Source organism: Escherichia sp. E14V7 (assembly GCF_004212225.1).
GTDB lineage: Bacteria > Pseudomonadota > Gammaproteobacteria > Enterobacterales > Enterobacteriaceae > Escherichia.
The window spans coordinates 1-1,645 of sequence record NZ_RHJJ01000025.1 but is presented as its reverse complement, the minus strand read 5'-3'; the positions used below and the strand labels follow the sequence as shown (position 1 = coordinate 1,645).

Below are 1,645 nucleotides of genomic sequence, written 5' to 3'. Positions count from 1 at the left end.
ACCTACCTGGTTAACCTGGCCGTTCCCCTGAATAGGTGAGGCCAGCAGAAAATCGGTACTGGAGTGATTAAAGTTTACTATCGAAGAGGAAGAAGCATCTGCGGCTCCCAAATGAATAAATGGCGTATTAATCGAACCAGCAGCCTGTTCAGCCTCACCTTGCGCACCACCAATATTTAAAACGCCTGTGGCGCCAGGTGCGAGAGTAACCCAGATAAACGAATTGGCATTGATTGTTGCACCATTATTAACGGTAAGGATACCGGTAGTATTAAAAGCAACATCTGGGCTGAATCCACCAAGATAAACATATTTAGCATTCAATGTTGAATTTTTACCATCAACCAGAACCTCGCCATAACTATCACGATTTTTTGATGCACTATTGCCTGGATAAGAATATCCAATAGCTACCTGAGCTGAGGTAGTGAGTGTACCGCCATTCGTAATACGTAAATTGCCAATTCCCTGATCGCCAACAAGAGCAATGTTAGAGGAAACCGATGAGTTTTCCCCATCAATAACCATCAACCCTTTGGCATCACCATAATACTCACCAATCCTTAGTTCCTGCAGGCCACTTATCTTACTGCCTTCTAACACATATACCGTGCCGGAACCTTCATTTGTACCCAAATACAAGTTGGATGTAGAACTATTAAACTGCCAGTTGGTATGGTTGGATAAAGTGAGGGTACCTTCAGAGTTATTACCTACGGTAGCACTGGCAGTAATAAATGAAAGATTATCAATAAGTAATGAGCCATTAGAGTCTTTACCTACAGTCAAAGAAGTAAAATTATCCCATCCGGGATCGTAACCTTCAGAGGCAATGATTTTTACCTCTTCGCCATTATTAATGATAACAACGCTATTTGCATCTGTGGGTGGGGTTACGGCCAGGGATATGGGTGTAAATAATATCGTTGAAATGGCTATGGACAGGGTTGATAAAGCATGTTTTCTTAACTTCATATCACTCACTTTCATCCTTAAATTTAAATGGCGAGATGTTTCTTATTGCACTGTTTTTCTTCCTGAAGCCTTGTAAGGCGTAAGCATGCAAGTTGCTAAATAAGAATATCTGTAATATTAGATGCAATAAATTTATTAAAGTGTTAGTTGTTCGTTGTATTGATTGGTTTTAGTGGTTTGTACGTGGAGTTAATGTGGTTTTTTTATGTCGGTTAGAAAAACACATCTAATAATCCTAAAACTTATGCAAGTGAAATAAAGAAAAGGCATAAAAATCATATTAATAGATGGTTAGTGGCTTTTTTGTTCAGAAAAGTAATGCGGTTTGTGTGAATTTTATATGGGGTTTTAGCGGAAGCAGGAATTTGAGATTTTTATGAAAATTAATTTAAGGAACACCAGCGATAATTGCCATGAGCGTTATTAAACAACAGGAGAGATGTGGCTATTGTTGAGAAAAATACAAATATATTCCCTTTTTCTGTAGATTTTTCCTAACAAAGACCGTGGATCTAAAAAGAGAGCCACCTGTACGTGACAGGTGGCAAAGTGGCATTAAAAGAGATATTTCATGCCCAACATTCCCTGGGTATCACTGTAACCGTTGTCACCCAACTGCTGGGCGACGTTGCCCCACAGTTGCAGACGCGGAGTAATCTGACCTTCCACC

The 1,645-nt window shown here is 39.6% G+C and carries 1 pseudogene; it reads right to left on the bottom strand.

Annotation, left to right across the window (positions count from 1 at the left end):
• Positions 1–975: pseudogene (locus D9741_RS22240) on the bottom strand (autotransporter outer membrane beta-barrel domain-containing protein); the annotation flags it as partial.
• Positions 976–1,645: the final 670 nt, after the last annotated feature.